The 25042-nt window shown below is 69.0% G+C and carries 18 protein-coding genes; 4 read left to right on the top strand and 14 right to left on the bottom strand.

Annotated elements, in window-relative coordinates; all coding sequences use genetic code 11:
• Positions 1-419: 419 nt before the first annotated feature.
• A complete protein-coding gene (tyrS, locus tag EV647_RS27035; RefSeq protein ID WP_134007526.1) occupies positions 420-1712 on the bottom strand; it encodes a tyrosine--tRNA ligase in 1293 nt (430 codons plus the stop codon).
• A 60-nt stretch (positions 1713-1772) separates the two neighbouring features.
• Positions 1773-2810, bottom strand: a complete 1038-nt coding sequence (locus EV647_RS27030; protein ID WP_133785333.1) for an App1 family protein — start codon at positions 2808-2810, stop codon at positions 1773-1775.
• 109 nt (positions 2811-2919) lie between these two features.
• Here EV647_RS27030 and EV647_RS27025 point away from each other — a divergent pair, with 109 nt between their 5' ends.
• Positions 2920-3867 (top strand): LLM class flavin-dependent oxidoreductase, encoded by a 948-nt coding sequence (locus EV647_RS27025; protein WP_238175526.1) that lies wholly within the window; start codon positions 2920-2922, stop codon positions 3865-3867.
• Here the strand turns inward: EV647_RS27025 and EV647_RS27020 are convergent.
• From EV647_RS27020 to argC, 8 genes are all read right to left on the bottom strand, one after another.
• On the bottom strand, positions 3864-4538 hold the full coding sequence (locus tag EV647_RS27020; RefSeq protein ID WP_134007524.1) for a DNA-3-methyladenine glycosylase: 675 nt from the start codon (positions 4536-4538) through the stop codon (positions 3864-3866). The genes EV647_RS27025 and EV647_RS27020 overlap by 4 nt on opposite strands.
• A 296-nt stretch (positions 4539-4834) precedes the next feature.
• Positions 4835-6262: an argininosuccinate lyase gene (argH, locus tag EV647_RS27015; protein WP_134007522.1), complete on the bottom strand. Its 1428-nt coding sequence runs from the start codon at positions 6260-6262 to the stop codon at positions 4835-4837.
• Positions 6263-6272: 10 nt separating this feature from the next.
• Complete coding sequence (locus EV647_RS27010) at positions 6273-6782, bottom strand: arginine repressor (RefSeq protein WP_134007520.1); 510 nt, start codon at positions 6780-6782, stop codon at positions 6273-6275.
• Positions 6779-7711, bottom strand: coding sequence for an ornithine carbamoyltransferase (gene argF / locus EV647_RS27005; protein ID WP_134007518.1), 933 nt, complete (start codon positions 7709-7711; stop codon positions 6779-6781). Before argF ends, EV647_RS27010 begins: the two co-directional genes overlap by 4 nt.
• On the bottom strand, positions 7711-8910 hold the full coding sequence (locus EV647_RS27000; RefSeq protein ID WP_134007516.1) for an acetylornithine transaminase: 1200 nt from the start codon (positions 8908-8910) through the stop codon (positions 7711-7713). The genes argF and EV647_RS27000 overlap by 1 nt, the downstream gene beginning before the upstream one ends.
• A complete protein-coding gene (gene argB, locus EV647_RS26995) occupies positions 8907-9782 on the bottom strand; it encodes an acetylglutamate kinase (RefSeq protein ID WP_134007514.1) in 876 nt (291 codons plus the stop codon). Before argB ends, EV647_RS27000 begins: the two co-directional genes overlap by 4 nt.
• Positions 9779-10981: a bifunctional glutamate N-acetyltransferase/amino-acid acetyltransferase ArgJ gene (argJ, locus tag EV647_RS26990; RefSeq protein ID WP_134007512.1), complete on the bottom strand. Its 1203-nt coding sequence runs from the start codon at positions 10979-10981 to the stop codon at positions 9779-9781. Before argJ ends, argB begins: the two co-directional genes overlap by 4 nt.
• Positions 10978-12009: an N-acetyl-gamma-glutamyl-phosphate reductase gene (gene argC / locus EV647_RS26985; RefSeq protein WP_134007509.1), complete on the bottom strand. Its 1032-nt coding sequence runs from the start codon at positions 12007-12009 to the stop codon at positions 10978-10980. The genes argJ and argC overlap by 4 nt, the downstream gene beginning before the upstream one ends.
• 212 nt (positions 12010-12221) lie before the next feature.
• Here argC and EV647_RS26980 point away from each other — a divergent pair, with 212 nt between their 5' ends.
• From EV647_RS26980 to EV647_RS26970, 3 genes are read left to right on the top strand one after another with little or no spacing between them, the layout of a single operon-like run.
• Positions 12222-12776 (top strand): carboxymuconolactone decarboxylase family protein, encoded by a 555-nt coding sequence (locus EV647_RS26980; RefSeq protein WP_134007507.1) that lies wholly within the window; start codon positions 12222-12224, stop codon positions 12774-12776.
• Positions 12773-13654: an RNA polymerase sigma-70 factor gene (locus tag EV647_RS26975; protein ID WP_134007505.1), complete on the top strand. Its 882-nt coding sequence runs from the start codon at positions 12773-12775 to the stop codon at positions 13652-13654. The genes EV647_RS26980 and EV647_RS26975 overlap by 4 nt, the downstream gene beginning before the upstream one ends.
• 33 nt (positions 13655-13687) lie before the next feature.
• The gene (locus EV647_RS26970) at positions 13688-14206 is read left to right on the top strand and encodes a GNAT family N-acetyltransferase (protein ID WP_134007503.1); all 519 of its coding nucleotides are present in this window, start codon (positions 13688-13690) and stop codon (positions 14204-14206) included.
• 117 nt (positions 14207-14323) lie between these two features.
• Here the strand turns inward: EV647_RS26970 and EV647_RS26965 are convergent, their stop codons facing one another.
• The 4 genes from EV647_RS26965 to EV647_RS26950 form a co-directional block, all read right to left on the bottom strand.
• Positions 14324-20053: an Ig-like domain-containing protein gene (locus EV647_RS26965; RefSeq protein WP_134007501.1), complete on the bottom strand. Its 5730-nt coding sequence runs from the start codon at positions 20051-20053 to the stop codon at positions 14324-14326.
• Between the two features lie 103 nt (positions 20054-20156).
• Positions 20157-22385 carry a hypothetical protein gene (locus EV647_RS26960; protein ID WP_134007499.1) on the bottom strand — a complete coding sequence of 743 codons (2229 nt, stop codon included), beginning with the start codon at positions 22383-22385 and terminating at the stop codon, positions 20157-20159.
• Positions 22382-23368 carry a glycosyltransferase family 2 protein gene (locus EV647_RS26955; RefSeq protein WP_134007497.1) on the bottom strand — a complete coding sequence of 329 codons (987 nt, stop codon included), beginning with the start codon at positions 23366-23368 and terminating at the stop codon, positions 22382-22384. The genes EV647_RS26960 and EV647_RS26955 overlap by 4 nt, the downstream gene beginning before the upstream one ends.
• Before the next feature lie 53 nt (positions 23369-23421).
• Complete coding sequence (locus EV647_RS26950) at positions 23422-24963, bottom strand: gamma-glutamyltransferase (RefSeq protein WP_134007495.1); 1542 nt, start codon at positions 24961-24963, stop codon at positions 23422-23424.
• Between the last annotated feature and the right edge of the window lie 79 nt (positions 24964-25042).

Here is a 25042-nt window from a genome sequence, read left to right as displayed (position 1 = left end):
AGAAGAATCATCCAATGCCTGTGAACGGGGATACTACAATTTCGGCATTGACTTTCGGCACGCTGTTGAGTTCTCAAGAATCGGACGCACACCGCAGCTTGGCCTTGCAGCCAGGCTCCCGGGGCAACCTGCGTTACTTTACCGGACCAGATCCACCGAGTCAAGACTCAATTTTTCTGACCCTCCACCCGCGTCCAGTCGGCCGACCCGAGTCCGAGGACACGTTTCGGCTGCTCTAGCCTTGGGGGGTTCGGAGCGGCCGGCCGCTTTCGCGTCCCGCGCTTCGCTCCAACAAGAAGAACATTACGTGGCTCGCAGGTGACCGGTCAAATCGGCTCCCGGTGGGCTGAATCACAGGGTTGTAATTTGCCTTCGGCAACCCGGTTGTGGGAGTGGAGCCCACTCCCACACCGCAGCCGTCAGCCCTGCGTCGGCGCTGCCAGAACCCCTGCAAATGAACGCTTCCCACGGCGCAGCACCAGCACGCCACCCGGCAGCAGGTCCTCCGCGGCCGGCACGTACTCCGCGTCCTTCACCTTCTCGTTGTTCAGGTACGCGCCACCTTCGGCGACCGTGCGCCGTGCGGCCGACTTGCTCGCCACCAGGCCCGACTTCACCAGCAGGTCGCCGTACGTCGGCATCGGTTCGCCGGCGCCCAGCTCCACGTGCGGTGCTTCGCGCAGTGCTGCCACGAGCGTGGAGCCGTCCAGGGACCCCAGCTCCCCCTGGCCGAACAAGGCCTTCGAGGCCTCCTGCACCCGCCGAGTCTCCTCGGCCCCATGGACCAAGGTCGTCACGTCCTCGGCCAGTACCCGTTGCGCTTCCCGTGCCTGTGGCCGTTCGGCAGTCGCCTGCTCGAGGGCGGCCATCTCGTCCGCCGTACGGAACGTGTAGAACCGCACCAGCTGCATCACGTCGCGGTCGTCGCTGTTGAACCAGAACTGGTAGAACGCGTACGGCGTCGTCAGCTCCCGGTCCAGCCACACCGTCCCGGACTCGGTCTTCCCGAACTTCGTGCCGTCGGCCTTGGTCACCAGTGGCGTCGCCAGTGCATGCGCCTTGCCGGCGTCGGTACGACGGATCAGCTCGACGCCCGCCGTCAGGTTCCCCCACTGGTCGCTGCCGCCGGTCTGCAGAGTGCAGTTGTGCCGCCGGTACAGCTCGAGGAAGTCCAGCGACTGCAGCAGCACGTAGCTGAACTCCGTGTAGCTGATCCCCTGCTCCAGCCGCGCCTTGACCACCTCGCGGCCGAGCATCCGGTTCACCGGGAAGTGCTTCCCGATGTCCCGTAGGAAGTCGAGCGTGTTGAGGTCCTTGGTCCAGTCGTAGTTGTTGACGATCCGGGCCGGGTTCGGCAGCGACTGGTCGAAGTCGACGAACTTCTCCACCTGTCCGCGGACCTTCTCGACCCACTCGTGGACGATGTCCTTCGGGTTGAGCACCCGCTCGGACGTCTCCTTGGGGTCACCGATCAACCCGGTGGCGCCGCCAACGAGCCCGATCGGGTTGTGGCCGGCCAACTGGAGCCGCCGCAGTGTCAGCAGCTGCAGCAGGTTGCCCATGTGCAGGCTGGGCGCGGTGGGGTCGAAACCGACATAGGAGGTGATCGGTCCCGCCGCCATCGAGGCCCGGAGGGCATCCGGATCGGTGGAGTGGGCGATCAGGCCACGGCTCTCCAGGTCGTCAAGCACCTGAGTGCGGCGTTCGGTCACTAGTTCTCTCCTCGAGTACGTCGGTCAGCACTAGTGTCCTGTACGCCGGCGTGCGGCGACTCAGGTGGGTTCGGGACGTGTCAGCACCGAGCGGAGCTGTGGACGGAGGGCATGTCCGTCCGGACCTTGCACCGTCACGGCAGTCGGCCGGTGTGGGTCGTGGGCGCCAGGGTCCGGGTTAGGGACCGGTAGACCGTGCGACAGGACCTGCTCGGCCGGGGTGAGCTGGCGGATGCCGATGGCGAGCACGTGGTCGGGGTGCGTCTGCGCGAAGTCGCCGTACAGCTGGGGGTCGTGCTGGCCGTCGTCCCCGATCAGCACCCAGCGCACGTTGGGGAACTCACGCGCCAGCCGGCGCAGCGCGGTCCGCTTGTGTTCCTGGCCGCTGCGGAACCAGCCGGTGTTCGTCGGCCCCCAGTCCGTCATCAGCAACGGCCCCGGCGGGTACCCGTGCCGTGCGAGGAAGCGAGTCAGCGTCGGTGCGGTGTTCCACGCTCCTGTGGAGAGGTAGAACATCGGGGCGCCCGGGTGGTCCGCCAGCAACTCCTCGTAGAGACCGGCCATTCCTGGTACGACGCGGCGCGCCTGCTCGTCGCGGACGAACGTGTTCCAGGCCGCGATCAGCGGACGGGGCAGCATCGTCAGGATCACCGTGTCGTCGATGTCGCTGACCAGACCGAACGTGGCCTCCGGGTCCGGGACGAAGATCCGCGCCCGCGCCTGCCGGTCGCCATGAACGCCCAGCACGATCTCGTGCCAGCCAGGCGGCAGCACCACCGGCACGTTCAGGTCGATGAACCCGCCGCGATCGGTCACGGCGTCGAACGTCTGCCCGCCGACGGTGACCGTCACCGGCACCTTGGTCGCCGGCGCCGTCACGAACACGCGCCAGCCGCGCATCACCTGGTCTTCGTCGTACCGCGGCTGGTTGCGCGGGTCCCGCCCGAGCACCACGCGGGCCAGCACCCGGACGAACTCGGTGTTGCCGTAACCGACCTGCGGGATGATCCGCTCCTGCCAGCCACGACGCCGAAGTACCGCCTGCAACCCGAGGTTGAACCAGTCCTCGAGACGGGACGAGTAGTGCGGACGGGCCATACCAGAAACCTACCCGCAGCACGGTCCGCTAGTCGCCCTCCCTCGCGGCGCGCGCACACCTTTGACCCGTCGTTCACGAACTGTCGGCGCTCTCCCCTACCGTCTCCCCATGACCGCCTTAGGAATGTGCTTCCCGCGTACGTACCCGGCTGCGCTTGTCACCGACGTGGCGCGGCGGCTCGACCGTGGTGGCGCGGACGAGCTGTGGATCATCGAGGACTGCTTCTTCACGGCCGGACCGTCGCTGGTGTCGGCCGCGCTGACGTCGACCGAGCGGCTGACCGTCGGGCTCGGGATCGTGCCGGCGGTCGCCCGCACGGCCGCGGTGACCGCAATGGAGTTCGCGACGCTGGAGGCGCTCGGGCCGGGGCGGTTCCTGCCCGGTATCGGTCATGGCGTGCAGTCGTGGATGGGCCAGATGGGGGTCCGGCCGAAGTCGCCGCTGACTGCGCTCGAGGAAGTGACGACCAGCGTCACCCGGCTGCTCCGTGGCGAGGAGGTCAGCTTCGAGGGCAAGACGGTCTTCCTCGACAAGGTGAAGCTGGACGCACCGCCGGCGGAGGTGCCGCCGATCCTGCTCGGTGTCCAGGGTCCGAAGTCGATGGCGCTCGCGGGGCGGGTCGCGGGCGGTGTCGTACTGGCCGAGCCGGCGACCGCGCCGTACGTGCGTCAGTCGGTGGAGTATGCCGGATCGCCCGAGGGGTTCGTGGTCGCCGTGTTCGCGGCGATGTGCGTGCGCGAAGACCGCAAAACGGCGTACGAGTGGACCGCGCCGTGGCTCGGGTGGCGGATCGGTGAGCGGCCGCCGCAGCTGACCGCGCTGCCGTTCTTCGACGAGATGAAGAAGCTGTACGACGCATCGGGCGAGGCGGGCCTGGTGGGGATGCCGAGCGACTGGTGGACCGCTATCGGGGCAATCGGCACGCTCGACGACGCGGCGGCGCATGTGGAGACACTGGAGGCGGCCGGGGTGCAGCACGTCGGGCTGTTCCCAGACCCGGAGGTGGAGCACGGGCTGCCGCAGTTGGACTACGTGCTCGAGCTGGCCAACCGCTAGGCGCGTTTTTTCGGGACATGCGGGCGGTAAGGCGAAACTGTCGGGTCGTTCGGGATCCAGAAGCGCCAGGGGCGGTCGGCGGCCTCGCGCAGGCCGACGCGTGGGCCGGTCGCGGGTACGCCGTCGAAGCCGGGACCGTCGAGCAGCTCGATCGGTGAGTTCTTCGCCAGCAGGTCGACGCCGTTGCCTTCACGTCCGATGCCCAGGGCAACACACAACCGAGCCGGCCCGCGCGCAAGATCGCGATCTGGATTGCCATTGCGTCGTTTGGCGATCGGGCCCGGTCGGATTCCGGCCGCCTGGTTGACGACGACCTTCTGCTCGGTCAGCCGACCGCGGCGGACGCGGGCGAGTTCGACGCCTTCGATCACCTCGCCGGCGCGGAGCAGGACAGCGGACGGCTGGCCTTCCGAGCCGGCGACGACGTTCATGCAGAAGTGCATTCCGTAGGTGAAGTACACGTAGAGGAAGCCGGCCGGGCCGAACATCACCGCGTTGCGCGACGTTTGACCCCGGTACGCATGCGAGCCAGGGTCGTTCGGCCCGTCGTACGCCTCGACCTCGGTCAGTCGGACCGCCACCGTCCCATCGGAGGTGGTGCTGCGCAGCACCATCCCCAACAGCCGCGGCGCCACCTCCAACACAGGACCGGCAAGCAACGAACGACGCATGCGCAGCACCCTAGATGACGCAACACCCAGCCCTCGGACGGGACCGACCTACCTCAGTCACCGTCAGAGCGGCGATTATCCCCTCGCGTGCAGGGTTCTCCACTCATGTATCAGTAGAGAACCCCCAACGCGCGGGGATAACCCGTCGTCTGCTCGCCGCGGGGACGGAACAAAAGTGCCAGCCGGTGACGAAAATGTTCCGGGAAGCGTGGCTTCGGGGTCTGGCGCGATCGGCCGACCACGGATACCCAACGCGAGCGGATCACCAACCCTGTGCTCTATCCGATCGGCTCACGTCAGGTCAGGCGGGTGGTGTGGGCGGTGGCGCGGTCGCGGAGTTCAGCCAGTTGTTCGGTGACCCGGTCTTGCGCGGTTCCGCCTCGGGTGTTGCGGGAGGCGAGGGACCCTTCGACGGTGAGGACGGAGCGGACCTCCGGAGTCAGATCCGGCGAGATGGCGGCCAGATCCTCGTCGGTCAGGTCCCAGAGCTCGATGCCGCGCTTCTCGCATTCCTGGACGCACGCGCCGGCCAGTTCGTGGGCGACGCGGAACGGGACCTTCTGGCGGACCAGCCACTCGGCGATGTCGGTCGCCAGCGAGAAGCCCTGCGGTGCCAGCTCCTCGAGACGTTCCGCGTTGAAGCGCAGCGTCTGGATCATCCCGGTGAATGCGGGCAGCAGCACCTCGAGGGTGTCGATGGAGTCGAAGACCGGTTCCTTGTCCTCCTGCAGGTCCCGGTTGTACGCGAGCGGCTGCGCCTTGAGCGTCGCCAGCAGACCGCTCAGGTTGCCGATCAGCCGCCCGGCCTTGCCGCGGGCGAGCTCGGCGATGTCGGGGTTCTTCTTCTGCGGCATGATGCTCGACCCGGTCGAGAACGCGTCGTCCAGCTCGACGAACCCGAACTCCTTGGTCGCCCAGAGGATCACCTCTTCGGCCTGCCGGGACAGGTCGACGCCGATCTGCGCGGTGACGAACGCGAACTCCGCGACGAAGTCCCGCGACGACGTACCGTCGATCGAGTTCGCCGAGGAGTTCGTGAACCCCAGCTCGACCGCGACGAACTGAGGATCCAGCCCCAGCGAGCTGCCGGCCAGGGCCCCCGAGCCGTACGGCGAATCCGCGGCGACCCGAGCGTCCCAGTCGGCGAGTCGATCCAGATCCCGGATCAGCGGCCACGCGTGCGCGAGCAGATGATGCGACAGCAGAACCGGCTGCGCGTGCTGCAGATGCGTCCGCCCGGGCATCGCCACACCCAGATGCCGCTCGGCCTGATCCGCCAGCGTGTTCACCTGCTCCAGCAGCAACCGACCGATGATCCGGCCGTGTTCGCGCAGGTAGCTCTTGAACAGCGTGGCGACCTGGTCGTTTCGCGACCGCCCCGCACGCAGCCGCCCACCCAGCTCGGCACCGAGCCGAACGAGCAGACCGTGCTCCAGCGCGGTGTGCACGTCCTCGTCCTCCGCAGCGGGGAGGAACTCTCCGGACAGTACGTCGGCCAGCAGCCCGTCGAGGCCCTCCAACATCGCCGCCAGATCGTCGTCCGTGAGCAGACCCGCGCGGTGCAGCACCTTGGCGTGAGCCTTCGACCCGGCGATGTCGTACGGCGCCAGCCGCCAGTCGAAGTCTGTCGACTTGCTCAACGCCGCCAGCGCGTCGGCTGGTCCGCCCGAGAACCGGGCCCCCCACAATGCCGAATCCCGGGCGCCGCTCTCTCCAGTACTCAAGACACTTCCTCTACTTCGGTTCGCGGGCTGCGAGGGACAGGAAACGGGCGGCCAGGTCCTGACCGCCGGTCGGGTTCCGGGAGACGACCATCACGGTGTCGTCGCCGGCGATGGTGCCGAGGACGTCGTCCAGGCCCACGTGGTCGATAGCCGACGCGAAGTACTGGGCCGCCCCCGGCGGGGTTCGCAGGATGACCAGGTTGGCGCTGCCCTCCGCCGACACGAGCAGCTCGGACGCCACCCGGGCCAGCCGGGCTTCGAACGCAGCAGCCTCACCGGCACGCGGCGTACGGTCACCGCCTTCACCTGGCACGGCGTACACGAGCTGGCCGGCCGAGTCACGGACCTTCACCGCACCGATCTCGACCAGGTCCCGGGACAGCGTCGCCTGCCCGACCGCCAGCCCCGACGCGGCAAGCAGATCAGCCAGCTCGGTCTGCGACCGCACCGGCTGCCGCCCGAGCAGATCGACGATCCGCTGCTGCCGCGCGATCTTGGTGGTCGGTACGGCGATGCTCATCCCTGAAAACTCCTTGCCAGCAGCCACGACAGCAGCGCCTTCTGCGCGTGCAGCCGGTTCTCGGCCTCGTCCCAGACGACCGACTGCGGTCCGTCGATGACGGCCGCCTCGATCTCCTTGCCACGATAGGCGGGCAGGCAGTGCAGGACGATCGCATCCGGCTTCGCCTTGCCGAGCAGTTGCTCAGTCACGGCGTACGGCACGAACGGCGCTTCACGGTCAGCTGCCTCGGCTTCCTGGCCCATCGACACCCAGGTGTCGGTGGCAACGACATCGGCACCGTCGACGGCCGCTATCGGGTCCTCCGTCCAGGCAACCGATCCGCCGGTCTTCTCGGCGATCGCCGCCGCGCTCACGACCACGTCCGGATCCGGCTGGTAGTCCGCAGGCGATCCGATCACGACGTGCATGCCGGCGGTCGCGCCGCCGAGCAGGTAGGAGTGCGCCATGTTGTTGGCGCCGTCGCCCAGGTAGACCAGCTTCAGCCCGGCCGTCGAGCCCTTGTGCTGGCGTACCGTCTGCAGGTCCGCGAGGATCTGGCACGGGTGGAACTCGTCGGTCAGCGCGTTCACGACCGGCACCGACGACGCGGCCGCCATCTCCTCGATCCGCGATTGCCCGAACGTCCGCCACACGATCGCCGCGACCTGCCGGTCCAGCACCCGCGTGGTGTCCGCGATCGGCTCGCCGCGACCGAGCTGCGAGGTCTGCGCGTCGATGATCAGCGGTACGCCGCCCAGCTCCGAGATCCCGACCGCGAACGAGATCCGCGTCCGCGTCGACGTCTTGTCGAAGATCACCGCCACGGTCTTCGGACCCTCGAGCGGCTTGTGCCCGTACCGGTCCCCTGCCAGCTGCGCGGCCAGCGTCAGTACTTCGTCCTGCTCGACCGGCGAGAGGTCGTCGTCCCGCAGGAAGTGCCGCACCATTACGCCTCCACCTTGTCGAGCAGGCCCGGGAGGGCCGCGACGAAACTGTCCGCATCAGCCTTGCTGAGGATGTACGGCGGCGCCAGCCGCAACGCGTCCGGGATGGGGTTGTTGATCACGAACCCGGCCTCCAGCGCGAGCGCCGCCACCTGGTCCGACACCGGCTTGGTCAGCTGGATCGCGAGCAGCAGCCCGCGACCCCGGACACCCGCGATCAGCGGGTGGTCGAGCGCGATGATCGACGACGCGAGGTGGTTGCCGACGGCATTCACCTGCGCGAGCAGGCCGTCCCTCTCGATGACGGTCAGCACCGCCAGCCCGGCGATCGCCGCGACCGGGTTGCCGCCGAACGTGGTCCCGTGGTTCCCCGGCTGCAGCAGGTCCGCGGCCGCGCCGAGACCGATACACGCACCGATCGGGATCCCGGCCCCGAGCCCCTTCGCGACGGTCACCAGGTCCGGAGTGATCCCGTCGGCCTCGTACCCGAACCAGGTCCCGGTCCGGCCGATCCCGGTCTGGATCTCGTCGATCCACAGCAGCGCGCCGTGCTCGGACGTGATCCGCCGCGCCGCCTGCAAGTATCCGGCCGGCGGTACGACGACACCGTTCTCGCCCTGGATCGGCTCGAGCACCACGGCCGCGGTCTCGTCGTCGACCGCCGCGGCCAGCGCGTCCGCGTCGCCGTACGGGACGAACTCGACGTCGCCGGGCAGCGGCGCGAACGCCTCCCGGTACGCCGGCTTCCAGGTGATCGCGAGCGCGCCCATCGACCGCCCGTGGAAGGCGCCGACCGTCGAGACGATCTTGGTCCGGCCGGTACGGCGGGTGATCTTGAACGCGGCCTCGTTCGCCTCGGTGCCGGAGTTCGTGAAGAACACCTTGCCCGGGACGTCGAAGAGACCGAGCAGCTTCTCGGCGAGCGCGATCTGCGGCGCGGAGGCGAAGAAGTTCGAGACATGGCCCAGGGTGGCGAGCTGCGACGTCACCGCGGACACCACGAAAGGGTGCGCGTGCCCGAGACAGTTCACCGCGAGCCCACCGAGCAGGTCGAGGTACTTGTTGCCGTCGGCATCCCACAGGTACGCGCCCTCGCCGCGGACCAGCACCCGCTTCGGGGCGCCGAACGTGTTCATCAGCGCACTGGAGTACCGCTCGGTGAGCGCGGCCTGCGTGCCGTCGACGGTCAGCAGTTCGGTCATGACGGGATCACCTGGGTTCCAACTCCGGCATCGGTGAAGATTTCCAGTAGCAGCGAGTGCGGCACGCGGCCGTCGATCACGGTGGCTCGGGAGACGCCGGACTGGACCGCGCGCAGGCAGGCTTCCATCTTCGGCACCATGCCGGACGCCAGCGACGGCAGCAACTCCGCGAGCTCATCGGTGTCGATCTGGGTGATGATCTCGTCGCTGTCGGGCCAGTTCCGATAGAGCCCGGCCACGTCGGTCAGTACGACGAGCTTCTCCGCACCGAGCGCCGAGGCCAGCGCCGCGGCGGCGGTGTCCGCGTTCACGTTGTGCGCGAGTCCGTCCTCGTCGGGCGCGATCGTCGACACCACCGGGATCCGGCCTGCGTCGATCAGGTCGACCACCGCCTCCGGCCGGACCTCGACCACGTCACCGACCAGCCCGATGTCGACCTGCTCGCCGTCGACCAGCGCTGTACGGCGTTCCGCGGTGAACAGGCCCGCGTCCTCACCGGACATCCCCACCGCGAACGGGCCGTGCGCGTTCAGCAGGCCGACCAACTCCCGGCCGACCTTGCCGACCAGCACCATGCCGACAACATCCATCGCCTCGGGCGTGGTGACCCGGAGCCCGCCGCGGAACTCGCTGTCGATGCCGAGCCGGCCGAGCATGTCGCTGATCTGCGGTCCGCCGCCGTGAACGACGACGACACGCACCCCGGCGTACCGGAGGAAGACGATGTCCTCAGCAAACGCTCTCTTGAGTTTCTCGTCGACCATCGCGTTCCCGCCGTACTTCACCACGACAGTCTTCCCGTGGAACTGCTTCAGCCACGGCAGCGCCTCGGTCAGTACAGCGGCCTTCTCCACCGCTTCCGGAAAGATCATGACGAGTACGCCGAGTTCTCTTCGACGTACGCGTGCGAGAGGTCCGTGGTGAGGACGGTCGCCGACGCGGGGCCGGCGTGCAGGTCGATGACCACGTCGATCTCCAGACCGCTGAGGTCCGCCTCGGAGCGGTCGACGCCCTTGCCGCCGGCGACACAGATGGCGGCGCCGTTCAGGGTGATGTCGAGCAGCGACGGGTCGAACGCGGTGGGCGCGTTGCCGACCGCCATCGCGATCCGGCCCCAGTTCGGGTCGGAAGCGAAGAACGCGGTCTTGCACAGGTTGTCCTCGGCAACGACCTTGGCGGCGGCCAGCGCCTCGGCCTCGGTCGCGGCGCCCTGCACCGTGATGCTCACGTGCTTGGTGACGCCCTCGGCGTCGGCCTGCAACTGCTTCACCAGGTCAGCAGCCAGGGCCGTGAGGGCCGTCTCGAACGCCTCAGGAGTCACCGTGATCCCCGAGGCACCAGAGCTCAGGAGCAGGACGGTGTCGTTGGTCGACGTACCGCCGTCGACGTCGAGCCGGTTGAACGTCTTGCCGACCGCGTTCCGGAGCACGTGGTCGAGATGCGGCTGGTCGAGGACGGCGTCGGTGGTGATCACGCTGAGCATCGTCGCCATGTTCGGCGCGCACATCCCGGCGCCCTTCGCGAACCCGCCGATGCTCCAGCCGTCCGGGTGCTTCAGCACGGCCTGCTTCGGCACGTTGTCCGTGGTCATCACCGCAGTGGCGGCAGCGAGCCCGGCGGCCGCATCATCACCGAGCGCCGCGACGGCCGCGTCGATCCCGGGGATCAGCTTGTCCATCGGGAGGCGTTCGCCGATCAGCCCCGTCGAGCAGACCCCGACCTCAGCGGCACCGATGCCGAGCACCGACGCCACCTTCTCCGCGGTCTTGTGGGTGTCCTGGAAACCCTCGGGTCCGGTGCAGGCGTTCGCGCCGCCGGAGTTGAGGACGACGGCCTTCAGCTTGCCGGCGGTCAGGACCTGCTGCGACCACAGCACCGGCGCGGCCTTCACCTTGTTCGTGGTGAAGACCCCCGCGGCGACGTCGTGCGGGCCGTCGTTGACCACGACGGTGAGGTCCGGCGTACCGGCTGGTTTGATCCCGGCGATCACCCCGGCCGCGCGGAAGCCTGCCGGCGCGGTGACCCCGGCGCTCCGATCGACTTGGGTGGCTGGGGTGACGGCAAGGGTCACGGGGCGACTCCTACGAGAGGCAGGGCCAGGGTCTCGTCGAGACCGGTGGCCAGGTTCATGCACTGCACGGCGGCGCCGGCGGTGCCCTTGGTGAGGTTGTCCATCGCGGCCACGACGACGGCGCGGCCGGTGCGCTGGTCCAGGGCGATCTGCAACTGCACGGTGTTCGCGCCGAGGGTGGCCTGCGTCTGCGGCCATTGCCCCTCGGGCAACAGATGGATGAACGGCTCGTCGGCGTACGCGTCCTCGTAGGCCTTCCGGAGCGCGGCGTAGTCGGTGCCGTCGGCAACCGGTGCGCTGCAGGTGGCGAGGATGCCGCGAGCCATCGGCGCGAGCACCGGCGTGAACGAGACGCTCACCGGCGCATCGGCGTACGGCGTGAGGTTCTGCTCGATCTCCGGCGTATGGCGATGCACGCCGCCGACGCCGTACGCCGAGGCGGATCCCATCACCTCGGCGCCCAGCAGGTGCGCCTTCGGGGCCTTGCCCGCACCCGACGTACCGCTGACGGCGACGACCACCAACTGGGTGGGGTCGACGAGCCCGTTCTGTACGGCGGGGAGCAGGGCCAAGGTGGAGACCGTGGGGTAACACCCAGGTACGGCGACCCGGTTCGACCCGCGGAGCTTGTCGCGTTGACCCGGGAGCTCGGGGAGCCCGTACGGCCAGGCGCCGGCGTGCTCGCCGCCGTAGAACTCGACCCACGCCTCGGCCTCGATCAGCCGGAAGTCCGCGCCGCAGTCGATCACGGTGACGTCATCTCCGAGCTGCTCGGCAATGACGGCGGACTGTCCGTGCGGCAGGGCCAGGAACACCACGTCGTGACCGGCGAGGTTCTCCGCCGTGGTCTCGACCAGGATGCGCCCGGCCAGCGGCACGAGGTGCGGGTGGTGCACGCCGAGCGCCGTACCGGCGTTCCCGCCGGCGGTCAGCGCGCCGATCTCCACCTCGGGGTGGCTACTCAGCAACCGGAGCAGCTCGCCCCCCGCATACCCACTGGCACCGGCCACCGCCACCGTCACACTCATGTGAATGAGTATGCCACGAGGCGGATGAATATCCAATCCCTCGCCATCACCCTCGTACCCCAAATCCAACTTTGGGAACCCACCAACCACTTTTCCGCCCGTTTCATGGTTGGTGGGTTCTCAAAGTTGAGGTTGGCGGTGTGAGCGGGGTCATGTCACACGGCGGGGGCGGGGCGTGTCCTCGGGGTGACGAACGAATCTTGGAGGTTGGGATGGCGCGGGTCGGTATGGAGCATCGGCGGTCGTTGGTGGTGCGGCTGGTGGAATGGGGCAGCCGGCGGAAGTTCCGGAAGGTGCCGGATCCGGTGAAGGTCGCGCTGCACAACCGGCGGGTGCTGCTGTCGACGACCTTGCTGGAGGCGACCGCGGAGCGGTGGAAGGCGCTGGACCCGGAGCTCAAGGCGCTCGCGGTGATGGTGACGTCGGCGCGGATCGGGTGCAGCTGGTGCATGGACTTCGGATATTGGGAGTTCCACCACCAGGGGATTGACCCGGCGAAGCTGCACGATGTGCCAAAGTGGCGGGACAGCGAGGTCTACACGGATCTGGAGCGCGCGGTGATGGACTACACCGAAGCGATGACGGCCACTCCGCCGGAGGTCACCGACGAGCAGGTCGAGCGGCTGCGGCAGGACCTGAGCGAGGAGCAGCTGGTCGAGCTGACCGCGATCGCGGCGCTGGAGAACTACCGCTCACGGATCAACGCCGCCCTCGGACTGACCAGCCAGGGCTACAAGGAGTTCTGCGAATTGAGGCCGGTTCAGTGACCGAGGAGGAACTGGCCCGCGAGTTCGCCGAGCACCGGTCCGTCCTGGTCGGGGCGGCGTACCGCGTGGTCGGCAGTGTGAGCGACGCCGAGGACGTGGTCCAGGAGGCGTGGTTGCGCTGGGCCGCGATCGATCACGACGACATCCGCGACCCGCGGGCGTACCTGATCCGCATCACCACGCGTCTGGCGCTGAACCGGTTGCGCGAGCAGAAGTCCCGGCGCGAGCAGTACGTCGGCCCGTGGCTGCCGGAACCGCTGGCGACCGACGACGACCCAGCGGCCGCGGTCGAGCTCGCGGACTCGGTCAGCATGGCGATGCTCGTCGTACTCGAGACCCTTTCGCCGCTCGAACGCGCCACGTTCGTCCTCCGCGAGGTCTTCGATCTGCCGTACGACGAGATCGCGGACACCCTCGGCCGGTCCGAGGCCGCCGTACGGCAGCTCGCGCATCGGGCCCGCGAGCATGTGCAGGCGCGGCAGCCGCGGCATCACGTCGACAAGGCGCGCCACGACGAGCTGACGATGCGGTTCATGCAGGCGGCCGGGTCCGGCGACTTCGACCAAGTGGTCGCGCTGCTCGCGCCGGATGCCGTACTGATCAGCGACGGCGGCGGGAAGAAGAGGGCCGCCCTCCGGCCGATCCACGGCGCGGAAAAGATCGCCCGCTGGCTGTTCGCGGTCCTCGCGGACAACCCGGGGTTCGAGATCCGGATGGCGTCGCTGAACGACGAGCTGGCCTACGTCGCGTACTACAACGACGAGCCCGACACGGTCACGTTCATGAAGAGCACGGACGGCCGAATCACCGAGCTGTACCTGATCCGCAACCCCGACAAGCTGGGTACCGTGCCGGACCGGCAGTCGCTGGAGTCGTAAGCTATCTGCAACTCAGTCGCAGATGGAGGTGCGGTGAAATACCTGGTGACGGAACCGGAGGAGGCGCTCGCTCCGGGGTTGCGGGCGGATCTGCTGGACACCTGGGTCGCGGCGACGAACGCGGGCGGCGCGGTCGGGTACACCGCGCCGGCGCCGGTCGAGCAGATCGCGGAGAACCTCGACGGCGCCCTCGGCCGGGTCGCGGCCGGGGTGGACCTGCTCGGCGTGCTGCACAACGGAGAGCGGTACGTCGGGATGGGCATGCTGGTGAGCCGCGGCAGCGGGCTGCAGGCGCACTGGCGGACGGTGCTGCGGGTGATGGTTCACCCGGAGTGCCAGGGCACCGGTGCCGGCCGGATCCTGATGGAAGGTCTGCGCGGCTCCGCCGTCGACCTGGGCCTCGAGCAACTGCAGCTCACCGTCCGCAGCGGCCTCGGCCTGGAGAAGTTCTACGGCCCCCTCGGCTACCGCGTCGTCGGCGCCCACCCACGCGCAGTCCGCGTGGCCCCCGACGACTACCGCGACGAAATCATGATGGTGCTGGATCTATAGCCGTTCGAGCGGACGTGTGCCACTCATCAACCGCGCCTGGAGGTCGGTCGGGACGTCGGGTTGAGCGCGAGACCCGCTCAAGCGGGCCGGTTGATGAGTGCTGCAGGTCCGCAGCATCTACCTCCGCGTCCGAGCAAGAACGACCAGGGTGGCACCAAGGGCGGCGACGAGGGTGCCGAGGGTGAGGATGATGGGTGGCGGTCCGCCGGTCTCGGGAAGTTCGGCGCGGTTGAGGGTGCGGGGAGTGTCCGTGGGCTCGGCGCCGACGGTGAACTTGACCGGTGCGGTGACCGTCTCGCCGGTTTCGTCGGTCCGCTCGTAGGTGACCTTCGCGGTCCCGGTGAAGGCGGCGACCGGCTTGAGGGTGACGGTGCCGTCCGTGCCGACCGACCAGGTGCCCGCGCCGTTCGTGACGCTCTTCGCACACGTGCCGTCCGGCGTACGCAGGCAGACGGAGCTCGGCTTGATCGTGCCACTGTCGTTGAGCAACGGGTTCACCGCGACCGGGTTGCCCGGCGTACCGGTTGCCGTGTCGGGTGCGGCCTTCGCGAGCAACGGTCCCGCCACCGTGACGTCGAGGAGCGCGGTGTCCGACGTACCGTTCGCGTCGGTGGCGCGGTAGGCCAGCGCATGCGTCGTACCGACGAAGCCCTTCACCGGCGTGAACCTGACCCCATCGCCGACCACGAACGTGCCTTCGTGCGGCACGGTCACGGACTTCTTCTCCGTGCCGTCGGCCGGATCGCGCAGTACGACGGAACTCGGGCGGAGCGGCGCCGACGGGTCACCGGGCTTGTCGTTGGCGAGCACGTTGACGTCGACCGCCGTACCGAAGGCGGTCTCCGCACTGTCGTCCATGACAACCGGCCGCACCGGCACGACCGTCACCGTGATGGTCGCCCGGGCGGAGTTCTGGTTGCTGTCCTTCACGTTGTAGGCCGCCGGTCGCGCGGTGCCTGTGAACTTCGCTTCCGGGGTGAACGTGACCTTGCCGTCGTCAACGACGTACGTGCCCTGCCCAGCGATAGTGACCCGGTTGACCAGGGCGCCACCCGCTCCGAGGAGCAGCACCGATGCCGGGTCGAGGGTCGCGGCCGGACCTGGCTTGTCGTTGGCGAGCGGGTCGATCGTCACCGCGACGTGCTGCTTGGTCCGCGCCTCGTCCGGTACGGCGACCGGATGCGCCTGCACCGTGATCGTCAGCGAACCGGAGGCGATCGTGCCGTTGCGGTCGGCAACCTGATACCCGACCGGGACGGCGACCCCCACGAACCCGGCCACCGGTGCGAACCGGATGGCACCGGACGGTTGCACCGTGAACGTCCCCTCTCCCGGCACGGCTAGCACTGCTAGCGGATCGCCGTTCACCGGGTCGATCAGCCGTACGCCGCCTGCGACGAGGGGCGCGCTCACATCGCCAGGCTTGTCGTTCATCAGTACGGCGACCGTGATCGCGGCCTCGTACGGCGTGGTCGCGACGTCGTCCTTGATCACCGGAACGACCGGCGCGACCGTCGCCGTGACAGAGGCGCTCGCCTTGTTCCCGGTCGTGTCACTGACCCGGTACGCGACCGACACGACCCCGCGGAATGCCGGCTCCGGGTCGAACGTGATCTTCCCGGCCTTCACGATGAACACGCCCTGCCCCGCGACGACCGCCCGCTGTCCCCACGTCCCGCCGTACACCTGGAGCGACGCCGGATCGAATTCCGCGCCCGTCCCGGGCTCGTCGTTCGCCAGCGGATCGACGGTGACCGTCACGTTCTGCTTGGTGCCGACCGGATCCGCGACCGCCTTCGGTCCCTTGCCGACCGTCAACAGCAGCAGACCTTCCGCGGTCGTCCCGTTGGCGTCGGCGATCCGGTACGTCGTCGGCGTCGTGACGCCCTGGAACCCCTTGGCCGGCGTGAACTTGACCGCGCCGTAAGCATCAACCGCGTACGTTCCCTCACCGGCCCGCGACATCGTCTTGCCGTACTGACCGGCGGCGTCCTTCAGCACCACGCTTGCCGGCTTCAGCGGCGCCGACGCGTCGCCGGGCTTGTCGTTCGCCGGCACGTTCACCGCGATCACATGCCCGTACGGCGTGATCGCCGAGTCGTCGACCGCGACCGGGTTGACCGGTGTCACGGTCATGCTCAACGTCGAGGTCGCGACATTGCCGTCCGAGTCCGCGACCCGGTACTGCACCGGACTTGCCTTGCCCCGGAAAACGGGTAGAGGATCGAACTCGATCGACCCACTCGGCAGTACCACATAGGTGCCCTCACGAGGAATCGTCACCTTCTTGGCGGACCCGTTCAACCCGACGGAGCCCTTCTCGAGCTGAGCGTCGGTGCCCGGCCGGTCGTTGGACAGCACGTTCACGGTCACCGTCACGTTCTGCAGCGTCGAGGCGTTGTCGACGAACGCGACCGGCGGCTGGCCGACGACGACGGTCAACCGGGCGCTCGTCGTCGTCCCGTTGGAATCAGCAACCTGGTACGTCACCGGCGTACCAGGACCGCGGAACGTCGCCGATGGGTCTGCGCGAACCGCTCCCCCTACTGCGGTGTAGACGCCCTCGTTCGGGATCCGCACCGCTGTCTTCAGCACCCCGTCGGCCGGATCGACGAGCAGCAGACTGCCCGGCACCAGCGGCGCCGTCGGGTCGCCCGGCTTGTCGTTCGCGAGCACCTGCACCGTGACGCTCTTGCCGTACGGCGTCCGCGCGGTGTCGTCGGCCGCGACCGGGGTGATCGGCGTGATCGTAACCGTGATCGTCGACCGCGCGGTCTGACCGAACAGGTCGGCGATCCGGTACGTCACCTTGGTCGCCGTACCGGTGAAGCCCGGCAGCGGGGCGACGGTGACCGCGCCGTCCGGGTTGACCTGGTAGTCGGCCTGCCCCGGGATCTTCACGACCTTCTTCAACGAGCCGTCTGTCGGATCCACGAGCGTGAGGCTGCGCGGATCGAGTGATGTGCCGAGGCCGGCCTTGTCGTTGGCGAGCGGTGTGACCCGCAGCGGGAGGTTCTGCTTGCCGGTCGCGGTGTCGGGTGTGGTCGTCGGCGCGGGCGGTTTGGCGACCGTGACGGTCAGCGTTGCCGTGGCCGTCGTACCGTTCACGTCCGAGACGCGGTACGTGACCGGCGTCGCGGCGCCGGTGAACTTGGGCAGCGGGTCGACCTCGACCTTCCCGTCCGCCTTCGTCGTGTACGTCGCCTGACCGGGGATCACGAGGGTCGCGGTCGGCAGCTTGGTGGTCGGGTCGATCATCCGCACGGCGCTCGGAACCAGCGGCACCGACGGATCGCCGGCCGTGTCGTTCGCCAGCACCGGCACGCTCACGTTCGTGTCGTACGCCGTACCCGTGGTGTCGTCGGACGCGTCGGGCTGCACCTTGGTGACCCGTGCGGTCAACGTCGACTTCCCGATGGCGTTGTGGCTGTCGGCAACCTGGTAGCCGACCGCGGTCGCGGTGCCGCTGAACGTCGGCAGCGGCTCGAACAGCACCGTGCCGTCCGACTTCACCAAGTACTTGCCTTGGCCTGCGATGACGAGCGACAGCACAGGCTGCGTGGACGTCAGCAGGCGCACGCTGCCCGGCTGGAGCGCGGCACCCGTCGGCCCCGGCTTGTCGTTCGCGAGGACCGCGGCGACGACGGAGCGGCCCTGCACCGTGGTGATCGTGTCCGGGTTCGCGACCGGTGGGCCGGGTGCGGCGACGGAAACGGTCAGCTCGGCGCGCGTCGCCGTACCGTTCTTGTCGAGCACCTGATACGCCACCGGCGTACCCACGCCGGTGAACCCGTGCAGCGGCTGGAAGGTCACCTTGCCGGCCGCGACCAGGTAGGTGCCTTGCCGGGCGATCGTCACCTTGTCGACGAGCTTCTTGCTGACCGGGTCGACGAGCCGCAGCGTGGCGGGCACGAGCGGGGCGTCCGGTGAGCCTGGAAGGTCGTTGTCCAGCACGGGTACGACGAGGTCGGTGTCGAACGCGGTCGAGACCGAGTCACCGTTGGCGATCGGCGTCACCGGCGTGACCGTGACGGCGAGCGTGGACTCGGCGGTCTGGTGGGTGGTGTCGGTGACGCGGTAGCCGATCGACGTACCGACGCCGGTGAACTGCGGTTTCGGGACGAAGTCGACGCCGCCGTCGGGCTTCACGACGTACTCGCCCTCGCCCGCGATCACGACCTTCTTCTTGAACGCGCAATCAGCCGGATCGCGCAGTACGACGGAACCGGGCACGAGCTGCACGCCCGCGGCCGCGTGGTCGTTGGCAAGCGGCTTGACGGCCACGCTGACGTTCTGCGGCGTGGTCGCCGCATCGGGGGTCGCCACCGGGCGATCCGGGAGGGAGACGGTGAGGGTCAGCTTGGCAGTGGCGGCCGTACCGTTGCTGTCGGCAACGCGATAGACAACCGGCTTGGCCGAACCGACGAAGCCCGGCACCGGTTCGACGCGGACGGTGCCGTCGGGTTTGGCGACGTACTTCGCCTGGCCGACGACGTTCACCATCTGCACGCACTTCGCACCATCGACGAGGCAGAGGGTCGCGGGCGCGAGCGGCGTACTCGGGTCGCCCGGCTTGTCGTTGTCGAGCACCGGAACGACGACCGCCGTGTTGAACCCGGTCGTCGCGGCGTCGTCGGTCAGGACCGGCGGTGGCGGCGGCGTGATCGTGAACGGATAGTCCTCGACCTCGCCGGCATCGGACGCGCCGATCGGCTTCTCGACCTGCGCATCGGTGTACCCGACCCGCACCCGCGCGTACGACGCCCCCGCCTTCGGAGCGAGCTCGGCCCACCGCAGTGTGACGGTCGCCTGGTTGGCGGCGAACGGGGCGCAGGCCCGCTCGCCCGAGTCGAAGGTTCCGTTGCCGTTGACGTCGATCCACGCACACGCCCGCCCTGCCTTCGACGTACCGGCCAACTGCAGATCGGCCGTGTACGTCGTCTGGTTGGTGCGAAGCGGTGTCAAAACGACACCGTCATCGGCCTGATCCGGTGTGGCCGGCCCGGTCGTGCCGTTCGCGACGCCGGAGTTGTCCTCGGTGACATCCTTGCCGAGCTGTACGTCGCTCAGCACCGACCACGCCGCGCCGTACGACGTCGGTGCGTCGCCGAAATCCTCGGGGACGGACGCGACGATCGAGAACGCGTCGCCGGAGGACCCGTTGTTCAGCGCGGGCAGTTTCGGATGCTTCGTGAACAGCGCCGACACGTCGAAGCCGACCTTGGTGACCACTCCGTTCACGCGGACCGATCCGCAGGCAGCGGTCGCGGAGGTATCGAGGCCGGACGGGGACTTGGTGTTCACGCAGTTCGGGCCGGTGTCGTGGTTCGTGGCGGTGATCGTGTCGCTGGTGACCGTGAGGTTGTTGCCCTGTCCGAGCTTCGTGAGGCTGAGGCCGGCGGTGGTGAGCTTCAGGACCGAGTGCAGTTCGGACTGCGCGGTCGTCCGGCCGTTCACGGTCCGGGTGACGGATCCGCCGAGGCCGCCGAGGTGCAGGACCGGGTTGCGGACGGGCTGGGAGAACGCGATCGTCACCGTGCCGCGGTCGCCGCAACCGCCGGTGGATGCGCAGTCGCCGGTGTTCACCACCACGTCCTGCGCCGGAGCGTCCTTGCCGATCGAAGGCTGATAGGTGGTCGGTCCGGCGGTGCGGAAGCCGGCCGTCGTTGGGTCGCCGAGCTCGGTCAGCCCGCTTGCGGCGATCGTCTGCCGCAGCCCTGAGCCGGGCATTTCCGTGGTCGCTTCCGTGAAGGGCGACGTCGGCAGCTGATACGCGGTCGCGGTGACGGTCCCCAGGCTCAAGAGGCCGGTGGCAAGAAGAATGGCCCCCGGTCGGGTTGCCCGCATGTGTCCCGCCCTCCCGAGCAATTCAGGTGCATTGCTGCGGCCGCGTGGCGGGCGGGCCTGCGTAGACGTTAACGGTCTGCGCGGACCCGATGTTACGGGACAATCACTCTCCGAGGTCGTAGATCCGGACCTTGCCGACGCTGTGTCGGCGTACGGCGAGCTGGTCGAGCGCCGGTGCCACGGGTCCGTTGCGTGTGTCGGCGTACAGCCAGCGAACGCCGTACTCGTCGCGCAGCCTTCGCAGCACCTCGGCGGTTGGTGAGGTGAGGGCCTGGTTGGTGAGGGCGACGCGGTCCGGCCACGGTGACGGCTGCTCGGTGTAGCGGCGGCCGCCGTCGCCTTGCTTGGCCATCGCCTGGTTCGTGTACGCCCAACCCTCGAGCAGCGTGCGGCGTCCGGCGATCCCACTGACCAGGTACCCGCGGGCGTCACATCCTGGCGCGAGCGGGCCCGCCGGGCGGCACCAGGTGTTCGTCGCCACCACATCGGTCGGCGCGGAGTGCTGCCCGAGCCAGAGCGCGGCTTCGGCCTCGTCCGGGTACACCCACCACCGCGCGGCCCGGTACGTCGGCGCTTTCTCGGTGTCACCGCGTATGGCGCTCTGCAGGAAGGAACTGATCGGCGCAGTCGAGAGCAGCACCAGTACGACGAACATGCCGCCACCGGCTTGTCGCAACGTCAGACGCCACACGAGCAGGAGGAAGAGCGTGATGCCGAGGACCACGAGCAACATCCGCGTGCTCAACCACAGCTGCCGACCGGTCGAGGCTGCCGGCACACCACGAGCCCAGACGATCAGACCGGCGTACCCGATCGACAGGACGAAGGCAGCGATTGCGATCGGGACCGGGCGACCGGAGGCACGCGCACTGGTTGCTGCGAACCAGCCGGCTCCGGCCAGACTGAACGGCGCCGCGGTGTAGATGAAGTACGACTCGCTCACCGACGGGTGGTCGATCAGCAGGTAGCCCGCCCACCCCGCGACCATCGCGCCGAGCAGGAACCACGCGACCGGGTCCTTCCGGCCGACGACGCCGAATCCGGCCCAGGACATCGCCTGCAGAGTCAGCAGCAGTCCGAGCAGCAGGCTGAGCGTTCCGATCACCTCGCCGTGCGCCAGCGCCGGCAGGATCAGCCCGCCGTCTCCCGGCTGCGTCTTGTCGCCAGTGGCCGCGGTGTAGACGGGCAGCGACTTCAGTACGGCGAGGAACTGCAGCCGCGACCCACTGGTACTGCCGGCCACGGTCAGGAAGGTGATCGCCCCGACGACGAGCAGCACCGCCGTCGTACCGACCAAGAGCCACGGCACGCGCCGTGCCGTCACGAGTAGGTACAACGCCGCAAGGCCCATCGCTCCGACGAGCAACGGCAAGACGGTCGGCTTGGCCCCACCCCCAACCCCCGCCACGACCACCGCCACAACCCCGCCCCACAACTCCTTACGTCCAAAGGGGTCTGTTCTTCGGAAGAGGAGGTCGATCAGGAGGGTGGCCGCAGTGACGGCGGCGACCATGCCGAACGTCTGCGACGGGCTGAGCAGGCTCACTGGTGGTGCGAGGTTGACGCTCGTGTCGACGAGGAGGAACAGCTGTGGTGCAGCTAGCGCGAGTGCTGCGAGTACGCCGGTCCACCAGGTACGGCTGACGACGCGGGCGAGTGTGGCGCAGACGAGCAGCGAAACGACCAGCCACGGCAGGACCCAGAGCCGGAACAGTACGACCATTGGTGTGAGTCGCGTGACGTCGACCGCCGCGGCCATGTCGGCGTTCGCGAACCAGTGGTACTCGAGCCGCTCGTTGACGACCTGCGGAATCTCGGGCGGCACGGTGCGGGTCAGCTCCTGCACCATCGACAGGTGGTACAGGAGGTCGGGGTAGTAGGCCTCGCCGTACGGCGGCATCGGGTGGTACGCCATCACGCCGAAGGTGGCTGCGCCGACCATCACCGCCGCGGACACCGCCAACCCGACCGTCCACGCAACCGGTAGCGGTCTGGGCTCGGCGATCCGGAAGTGCTGCCGCCCGACGAGAGCGAAACCGATCAGGACGAGCGCCGGCCACACGATCAACCAGCGCTGCCAACCGAGCGCGGTGAAGATCGCCCAGCCGATCAACTGCCACGTCGCCCCGACGACCGACCCGAGTCCGAGATCCTCAGCCCAGTTGCCGGTACTGCGCCACGCGGCCCTCAGCAGCAACGTGCCGGGCAGCGCGATCGCTCCGGCGAAGTAAGCGGCGTACTTGACGAGCGGACCGATACCGACGTCGCCGAGCGATATGAACCCACCGACCGCCACCAGGATCGGCAGCAGCCACGGGGCAGCCCGTTTCATCTCTTGGTCTGAGTGCTCTGGTGAACGGGCTCCTGATGCCCGTGGTCCGTGAGGCTGTCGTAGCCAACGAGGAACTGCGGTCTGCGCTGGCTCGACTGGAACAAGCGGGCGACGTACTCACCCAGCAGGCCGAGGCACAACAGCTGGATCGCGCCGATCACGCTGACCGCGAGGACCGTCGACGTCCAACCGGGGATGCTTCGTCCGGTCAGCTTGATCACCAGGGCGCCGACCACGAACAGCCCGGACATCGCGCCACCGAGCAACCCCAGCCAGGTCGCCAGCCGCAGCGGGGCGGCCGAGAACGCGGTCACGCTGTCGAACGCGAGCCGGACCATCTTGGAGACGCTGTACTTCGTCGTACCGGCGGCCCGCTCCGCCCGGACGTACTTGACCTCGGCGCTCGGGAAGCCGAGCCACGGGATCACCAGACGGAACACCCGGCCGTCGTCGGGGAGCGCGTTCACCGCGTCCACCACCCGGCGGGTCACCAGCCGGAAGTCGGCCGCGTCGAACGGGATGTCCTTACCGACCAGGCGGCACATCAACCGGTAGTACAGCCGCGCCGACGTACGTTTCGCCCAGGAGTCGCTCGAGCGGTCGGAGCGTACGCCGTACACGACATCGACATCCTGCTCACGGACGGCCTGCAGGAACTCCGCGATCACCTCGGGCGGATCCTGGAGGTCGGCGTCGATCGTGACGACGTACTGCCCGCGGGCGCGGCGGAAGCCGGCCGACTGCGCGGCCTGGTGCCCGCTGTTGCGGAGCAGGCGGACGACCCGGAGCTGGGGCCAGTCCTTGGCCGCGTCGAGGAGCAGCGCCGCGGTCCGGTCCCGGCTGCCGTCGTCGACGACCAGCAGTTCGTAGCTGATCCCCAGGCCGTCGAGCAGTGGATGCATCCGCTCGAAGAAGATCGGCAGCACCTCTTCCTCGTCGTACATCGGTACGACGACGGAGAGCTCGGGGTGGGTGTCCCGCATCGACTGCCTTTCGGATCCTGGTGGCCTGACCTTACTAGTCTCGATCAGCTCGATCAGGGAGAGATGGCCACCGCACCGGTTCGGCGCGGGTCGCCGACGGCGAGCAGGCCGTCGGACGGGTCCCAGAGCGCGGCCGCGACGCCGCCGAAGTACATCGAGTGCGGCGGCATCGGGCGGGTCGGCAACGCGGTCGACCCGGAGACCGGCAGGTCGTCCTCGTAGTCGACGACCACGTCCTCGCGGACCCGAACGTGCAGCCGTGGATGCTCGACGGCCTCGCGGAGCCGCAGGCCGCCGTGGGTGTAGAGCGCATACACCTGCGCGAGCGCGGTCGGGATGCGGTCCGACCCGGGTGAACTGATCGCGAGTACGGCGCCGTCGCTGTCGCGGCGGGCGACGCTCGGCGCCATGTTCGAGGTGAGCCGGGTGCCGGGCGCGAGGCTGTGCGGGCCGCCGTGCAGGAGCTCCTGCTCGCCGAGCGCGTTGTTGAGCCAGATCCCGGTGCCAGGTGTGAGTACGCCGGACCCGTAGCCGGACGAGACCGTGATCGCGCATGCGTCACCCTCGTCGTCGACGACCGAGACCGTCGCCGTACTCGGTGAGCTCAACGCGCGGAGGTCGCCGGCCGCGGCGAGGTCGAGCACCTTCTGGCCCTCCAGCTTGCGCACGTCCTCCCTGTCCAGCTCGGCGAGCCGCTGGCCGAGTACGGCGTACTGGACGTCGATCAGCCGTTCCAGCTCGGACTGGCTCCAGCTGCCGTCGGACGGTACGCCGTCGAGCAACGCGAGCATCGCGGCGACGGCCACTCCCCCGACCGCGGGCGGTGGGTTGGTGGCGAGGCGCCAGCCGTTCTGGTTGACGACGAGGGCCGGGCGTACGACGGCCTCGTACGCGGCCAGGTCTTCCGCGGTGAGGATGCCTTCGTTCGAGGCCATGTCGTGGATCAGGAGCTCGGCGAGCTGGCCCGTGTACATCGTCTCGGCGCCGTCGCGGGCGACGAGTTCGAGGGCTTCGGCGAGCTCCGGGATCACGACGATGCTGCCGGCCTTGATCACCTCGCCGTCGCCGTCGTGCACGACCCCGTGGCTCGGCTGGTGCCAGCCGAAGATGATCTCGTGGGTGAAACCGAGGTAGTAGCCCGAGGTCCGGCTCAGCGGGAAGCCGTTGCGGGCGACGTCGATCGCGGGCTGCACGACCTCGTGCCACGGTGCCTTGCCGGAGCGGCGGTGGGCCAGGTCGAGGGCCTTCATCCCGCCGGGCGTGGCGACGGAGCCGTGGCCGACGGTGGTCGTCGTACCGCCGCCGTAGTCGGTGGTGATGTCCCAGACGCCGCGCCCGAATCGATCCGTCGGCAGGCCGCGGCCGGGCATCTCCACCCAGCCGTCGATGGTGACCGCGTCACCACCCGCGACCTGCAACGTGACAAACCCACCTGAGGCCGGCGACACCACTCCGATCTCGTTCACCATCGTGACGAGCGTGGCGGCAATCGCAGCATCCACCGCGTTGCCGCCCTCCGCGGCAACGCGCACACCGGCCTCGGCCGCGGCGGTGTTCGGCGCGGCCACCGCGACCCGCGGGTGACTGCCGCTCATCGCCGGCACCGGCCCGATCCGCTGGCCGAGGCCCCGCACATTTCCCTCGACCCGGCGGCTGAGCGCGCCGCGGCGCCCC

It is taken from the genome of Kribbella sp. VKM Ac-2566, assembly GCF_004366005.1.
Classification (GTDB): domain Bacteria; phylum Actinomycetota; class Actinomycetes; order Propionibacteriales; family Kribbellaceae; genus Kribbella; species Kribbella pratensis.
The sequence above is the reverse complement of the archived record's forward strand: the minus strand, read 5'-3'. Positions and strand labels throughout refer to the sequence as shown.